This is a genomic window from Cupriavidus sp. UYPR2.512 (assembly GCF_000379565.1).
Classification (GTDB): Bacteria; Pseudomonadota; Gammaproteobacteria; order Burkholderiales; family Burkholderiaceae; genus Cupriavidus.
Map to the genome: position 1 here is coordinate 1 of NZ_KB902914.1, position 6181 is coordinate 6181.

General features: G+C 57.6%; 5 protein-coding genes and 1 pseudogene. 2 read left to right on the forward strand and 4 right to left on the reverse strand.

The genetic code is table 11. The annotated features are described in order from the left end of the window. Positions 1-455 (forward strand): annotated as a pseudogene (locus tag A3A5_RS41185) (transposase); the annotation flags it as partial. Positions 456-989: 534 nt separating this feature from the next. Continuing rightward, complete coding sequence (locus tag A3A5_RS0110685; protein ID WP_081623859.1) at positions 990-3167, forward strand: P-loop NTPase fold protein; 2178 nt, start codon at positions 990-992, stop codon at positions 3165-3167. A 398-nt stretch (positions 3168-3565) separates the two neighbouring features. On the opposite strand, the gene A3A5_RS38205 is transcribed toward A3A5_RS0110685, so the two are convergent. From A3A5_RS38205 to A3A5_RS41190, 4 genes are all read right to left on the reverse strand, one after another. After that, positions 3566-4306 (reverse strand): nucleotidyl transferase AbiEii/AbiGii toxin family protein, encoded by a 741-nt coding sequence (locus A3A5_RS38205; protein WP_018310573.1) that lies wholly within the window; start codon positions 4304-4306, stop codon positions 3566-3568. Positions 4307-4466: 160 nt separating this feature from the next. Next, positions 4467-5219 (reverse strand): type IV toxin-antitoxin system AbiEi family antitoxin, encoded by a 753-nt coding sequence (locus A3A5_RS40230; protein ID WP_157637186.1) that lies wholly within the window; start codon positions 5217-5219, stop codon positions 4467-4469. Between the two features lie 533 nt (positions 5220-5752). Beyond that, positions 5753-6010 (reverse strand): hypothetical protein, encoded by a 258-nt coding sequence (locus tag A3A5_RS38215; RefSeq protein WP_018310574.1) that lies wholly within the window; start codon positions 6008-6010, stop codon positions 5753-5755. 50 nt (positions 6011-6060) lie between these two features. After that, the gene (locus tag A3A5_RS41190) at positions 6061-6174 is read right to left on the reverse strand and encodes an integrase core domain-containing protein (RefSeq protein ID WP_369797767.1); all 114 of its coding nucleotides are present in this window, start codon (positions 6172-6174) and stop codon (positions 6061-6063) included. Positions 6175-6181: the final 7 nt, after the last annotated feature.

A 6181-nucleotide genomic window follows, 5' to 3' on the forward strand; every position in this document is an offset into this window, starting at 1 on the left:
CCAGATGGTCAGATCTCGATGACCGATCCTGATGCGCGTTCGATGGCGACAAGTGGCAAGGCTCGGGAATGGTCGGCTACAACGTACAGATGGCCGTAGATGCCAAGCACCATCTGATCGTCGCTCATGAGGTCACCAATATTGGCAGAGATCGGGCGCAACTCAGCTCGATGGCTCGAGCCGCTCGCGATGCGATGGGTAAGACCAGGCTTAAAGCCATAGCTGATCGTGGCTACTTCAGTGCGCAGCAGATCAAGGCGTGTGCGGATACGGGCATTGCTGCCATCTTGCCCAAGCCAACGACGTCCAGCGCGAAGGCGGGAGGTCGATTTGATCGGGCGGACTTCATCTACATTGCACGAGAGGATGAATATCAATGTCCCGCTGGTGAACGTGCGATATACCGCTTCACCAGAGAAGAACATGGACTGCAGATACGCCGCTACTGGAGTAGTGCTTGGGCCCATTCTTCCTGCGGGGCGTCACAAATTTCAGTGCGCTTACGTACGCAAGGCTCGAGCGATAGCGGTGGCGAGACGGGTGGAGTTGCCGACCCTGAGGCACGCCTTGTAGCGCGCCAAAACCGACGCTGAGCGTCCCGGCATGTTCAACCCGGCTGTTCGGACTTGGCTTGAGTATCTGCGTCAGCCGGTCTCATTGCTCGGCCGGGCACTTCGCATGGCGGCCAATCTCGGCGACGGGCCGGTGCTCGATTGGCTCTGAACGACCCACTACAGTCATTGATGTTCGGATGCATTTATGACAGCTTTCGGAGTAGAGCAGACTGACCGACGTCCACTTGCCACCTCGGACTGAGAAGCCTGCGTCCATTAAGCAACGGAAGAAGGATCGGAGCGCGAATCTCGGTAAGATTGGCGCTGAAAAGCTATCAGGCGCGTGTAAGAATACCCGAGTTGGGCACATATCCGTGCCATCTTGCCCTTCATTTGAATGGTAAGAGCCCAAAAATTGACCAATAAGAAGCGAGCATGACAGTGCCAGCCTACAATTCAGACCGTCCCGCCGAACTTGATACACTTGGACGCACGCAATTTGCGAGACACCTCGCTAAGGCACTCCTCTCAGTTAGCGCAAGTGACGGCTTAGTTGTGGGAATCGAAGGCGGATGGGGAACTGGCAAAAGCACGGTAATCGGCTTTGTGAAGACGGAATTGGCCGCGTGCAGCGATGCAGCTACGAAAGCGATTGTGGTTGACTTCAACCCTTGGATGGTCAGCAACACTGGGGCGCTCATCGACGCACTGGTGACGCAGATCGCCGCTGCGATCAACTTGGATCCAGGAGGTACCCCCGGAAAAGCAATCAAGGCCGGAGAGAGGCTTCTCGGGTACATCGGACTTATCAGGCATCTCAAGTACCTCAAGTACGTGCCGGGAACAGCGTTTGCGGGGAATATCGCAGAGGACCTTGCCGAGATCGCCGATAATGCCGCCGACGCCACGAAGGAAGCAGGCGACGCGCTAAGCGACGTAAAGAGATTGCTTCCTACACTCGATCTCGCGAAAAAGAAGGCAGAGGTCGCCGAAGCCTTGCGCGATTTTAATCGCCCAATAGTGGTAATCGTAGACGACGTCGATCGGCTTCCTGCGGACGAGATTCGTACGCTGGTCCAGGCAATCAAAGCGGTCGCCGACTTTCCGAGGACGACCTACCTCATAGCTTATGATCGTGATGTTGTGGCGGCGGCTCTTGGGAACGGTAATGCCGCTCCCGGCCAGTCTTACCTCGAGAAAATTGTCCAGGTCGCCTACCCGATCCCACCGCTGTTTGAATACCAACTAAGAAGTTTCGTAGACAAGCAGCTACAGACCCTGTTCTCGACTCTTAACATTGAGCTCCGAGACTTCGAAGCATCCGGCTACCCAAAGGCCGTAGGCCTGCTTACCCGGCTCGCTCGGCATCCGAGAGATGTCGTCCGGCTTATGAACCGGCTCATGCTCAGCCTTCCGGCTACCAGAAATGAGGTGAACGTTACGGACGTCCTTGTATTTGAGGCCATCTCACAGCGCTTTCCGCAGATCCGGGAAAGCGTGCACTGCCACCCTACTGACTTCACAGGACATGCGTTCCGCGGCGACTCTGGCGTCGAAGATGATGATTTCGATTGGACTCGGTGGGCAAAGCTTGAGGCCGATCAGGAAAGCGATCAACCCGCGTGGGCGAAGTATCTTCCTAAACAGGAACCCGATCTGACGATAGCCTCCAAGGCATGCGCGTTCCTATTTCCTGATGATTTCCGAAAACACGATCGCGTCCCGGAGGACGAACTACACATAGCGGATCCCGATCGGCTGGCACGCTATTTCCGCATGATGTCCCTTGAAAGCGTCCCCGAAGCAAGTGACATCCATAAGAAACTGCAGCGACCAGAACTTCTTGCCGAGGCGATTGCGAACATCGAGCCCCCTGAGCTGACTTTCTTGCTCGAGTGGATTCACAATTATCTTCCCTCATGCGCAGCACCGGATGCGATGGGGTGCTCGGTAGTCCTTGTCGACTGCGCCACGCTCGCCCAGTCTTCTTTGGGACTGACAAGAGATCTAGCGGAACTCTTTGCCAAGGTCCTAGCGCGGCTAGTAAGGAAAGGGGGGCTGGACACCCAGAACGATATTTTCAAATTGATCATTGCGAAAGCTCCCTTATCTATATCGGAGAGCGTGCTGCTTGAAGCAGCGGCCGAGCAAGGAAAATGGATCGTGCGGCCGGATCTAATCAAGGCTACCGAGGCCCAACTGGTGGGCGACGGCAGAGTAGTCGACGAGGCGCTAGCATCTTGGTCGGATAGGGTCAGGAATTCCATCTCCTCAGACGCGCTCGCCAAGGAGCCGAGGATGCACGCGATTCTCTATCGCTTCGCTCAGTTGAATTTCGCGTATGAGGAGGTGTACGCCGCGGTGAACAAAATTTGCTCCACCGACGAAGGGTTGCAGAGGTTCCTTTCGCGCCATGTAAAAAACAGCCCGTTCGAGGCGCCGGACGAGTATGGACTCGTAGAAGACGCACAAGCGCTTGCCGACCGAATCAACTCCTCGAGTATACGAGATGATTATTTGTGGCTTATGTCTCACCTTACCTCGCCTGAGTTGTCGAACACAATCAGAGCCCAGTCCCTTAGGCTAAGAGCATTGAGGCGCATTAGTGATTGACCATCGTCCAAGTAGAAATCATTCGCGTAGCATTTCCGGCTGATGCTGGATGCAGGCGCGCAAGGCTGGATTGGAAGCTGCGCATGGTCGAACACTCATTCTGGCCTGACATCTGCCGTCGCCGAGTCGTGGGCGAACGGCAGAGAATCGGTGCCACTCCCGCCGTCCGCAGGCGCAAGCTGGATGGCCGGCGTTGGCCGAACCTGGCCGGCGGGCATAGATCTTCCCTTGAAATCAACGTTACGCGGAAAGCCCCCGTCCTGGGGCCTTCGCTATGAGAAATAGATGATGTCCTTGTAGTTGAGCACAGCCTTGGCCTTGGATTCCGGCGATCGATTCTGGGACGCGCGGTCATGAAACTTTGAAGCTGGTATTCGCTGAGCCGTACCCGACCCGGGTTACGCCGGCAGGAGGCTGAGCAGCCGTTCCCGAACCACCTCGGCGGCCTGAAGAGGGTCGTATTCGACCCCGGTCAAGAGCAGAGGCTTCATGTCCGAACAGAAGCCAGGATTTTTCAGGCACCTATCCAGGTGTTCGTCAAACTCGCTGCGCGGCACCATGGTTTCCTCTTCACTCATGTAGTGCTGGAACGCGCGGATGATCTCGTCGTGGCTCACGTTCGTCGGAGTGATCGCGCGGTAGAGGTCGAACAGGTCGCGGCCTTTCTCGCGCTGAAACAGCGCTCTCATCTTCGTGCCAAGCATCTCATGCAGGTCATACGAGATGATGTTGGCGCTTAGCGATCTGTCGCGATACGGCACTGCGAACGGGAGCGTCTGCACTGGCTTGTGCGGCGTGCGCTCAGTGACGTTCGCTTCGATCTCGATGGTCAGCGTTCGCCCGGGCGTGGAGACGGATGGCACTTCGTAAATGACGCGAAGGATTTCCGAGGGGCGGGAGGCATTCCGCACGGCGAGCTTGAGCGTGGCCCAGATCGACGACTTGTGCTTCCCGAGGATGGGCGTCAGGACGCGTTTGATCGCGGCACGGATGTGTTCTTTGGGGCGTTTACCGACGACGACAAGGTCGATGTCTTCGGAATAGCGACAGGCCGGGGCAAGGTGAACCTTGTGAAGGACCGTGCCGCCGCGCATGGCAACTTCCTTGGACAGAAACTCGTCATTGAAGATTGCGATCATGGACCGGCAGAGCAGCAGGTCCTACTCAACCTGGTAGAGATTTGGCCACGGAACCTCTTGCTGGTGCGCCAAGATGTCCTGTTGGGTCAGCCGGTTCATGCATCAATCCTTAAGTTTCGCGATTCGATTACGGAGAACGTCGGGTCGATCGTGAGTTCGCTCAAGCGAGCAGTCCAGGCCCGTTTGTCGTCAAAGTCAAACCACACTTGCTCCAAACGGCTCGGGAGCGCGGCAGCGACGCATTTTGCCAGAGCCGGTTTGTTAAGTTTGAGAAGGAGGTAGCCGAAACCACATCGTCTCGGTCGAGGTGCTTCGCCATTCCATTGATCGCCTCGACTGCGCGACTGATCCCCCCGATCCGATCGGCGTAACGAAGCAGGTCCAGCGAGGTGGCCGCCGGCGTGCTGACGGCAACTGGGGCGAAGGCGTTGGCCGGGGTCGTCGTCGGCGTCTCAGCGGTGCCGCGCTTGACGAAGAACTTGATGCGCTGCCGCCCAATCGTCAGATCCCGCATCGGCCGGTCGGTTACGACCTGAACTTCCTGCACAGCCTGGTGCTGGGAGCCAAACTCAGCCGCGGCGGAGAGGAGTCCGATGTAGTAGGGGCGGCCGGCCTGGCGGAAATAGGCGTCGATCCACCACGACGCGGGCGGGGCGCCAATCGCTCGTTGCTCAGGGCGGACGATCAAAAAGAAGTCTTTGCGGGGGGTGATGCGGACGGCCCTGTTTTCCAGGTGGTCAATCTGATCACGGGCAGCCTTGTGGCTCAAACCGGTGGCAGCGCAGAGATCGGCCAGGGTGAAAGACGCTCGTCCCCTCGATGCGACTTCATCGACATAGCGTGCCGCAACTCCAACTTGGCGGGTGGCCGCTTGGCTCGAGGGGGTAATGGGGCGCCGTGGTTCCGGTTTCATTTGCGCATTGCAGCTTATCAAGCTATGTTGCGCAAACCAAACCGTAGGCATGATAAGCCATTTTGACCGCTGCGACCGCCCGCCAGCCGGTACCGTAGGCTTCAGTAGCTTCGGCGCGAGCTTTTGGCGACGGGCAGGGCCGGCCTTCGCATGCCGAAAATTAACCGGTGTGCAGCAGTCGCTACATGATTGGCGCCTCCGTTATGCACATATCCTGGACGCAATCCTGTCCGGCACGGCATCGTTTCCCGCGGGGTTGCTACCGTCGACCGGCTGTAATGGCCGATGACGCGACGTACGTCTCTCGTCGATCGAACGGCCGCTTGCGGAGTTGAGCTGCCATGAGAATGTCACGACGACGCATCGGACGAAAGTCCCTTCATGGCCGACTTGAGGCGGCCGGGCGGGGGAAGGGGCCGGTCGACGCTACGCGACCCTAAGCGGAAATTACCGGCTCGCAGAAGCACGTTCGGGAAGGCCGAAATTAAGCCGCGCCGCGCGGCGTCGGCGTGAGTGCATTGGTAGGCGTCGTGCTAAATGATCCTGGCTTGGCGAACCTCATAGACGAACTCTGGCGCGTTGACGTACTGCACAGCCTTGTCCCACAACGGGTCGGTACGGTCGTGAAGATTGTTCGCCAGTGCCTTAATCTCTTGCGGGGCATCCTCCCGAAAGTAGTCCTTGTTGTTTCGATTCTTGTCGTAACTAACACCCGTAATCTCGAACTTAATCGGCTTTACACACTTGGACTTCTGCTGCTCGATGTCCTTGTGGGCGGTTAGAGGTGGCACCGTTTGTTCGGACAGGGATCCGGAGTTTTTAAGTGGAAGCGCTGGGGCAGTCAGGCTGCCGATTTGATCGCTGGCAGCGTGGCGAAGTATGCCTCATCCGGGGTCTGGTCCGCCAGACTGGAATGGGGCCGTCGTTGGTTGTACCAGGTTAGGTAGTTAGCGATAGAGCGG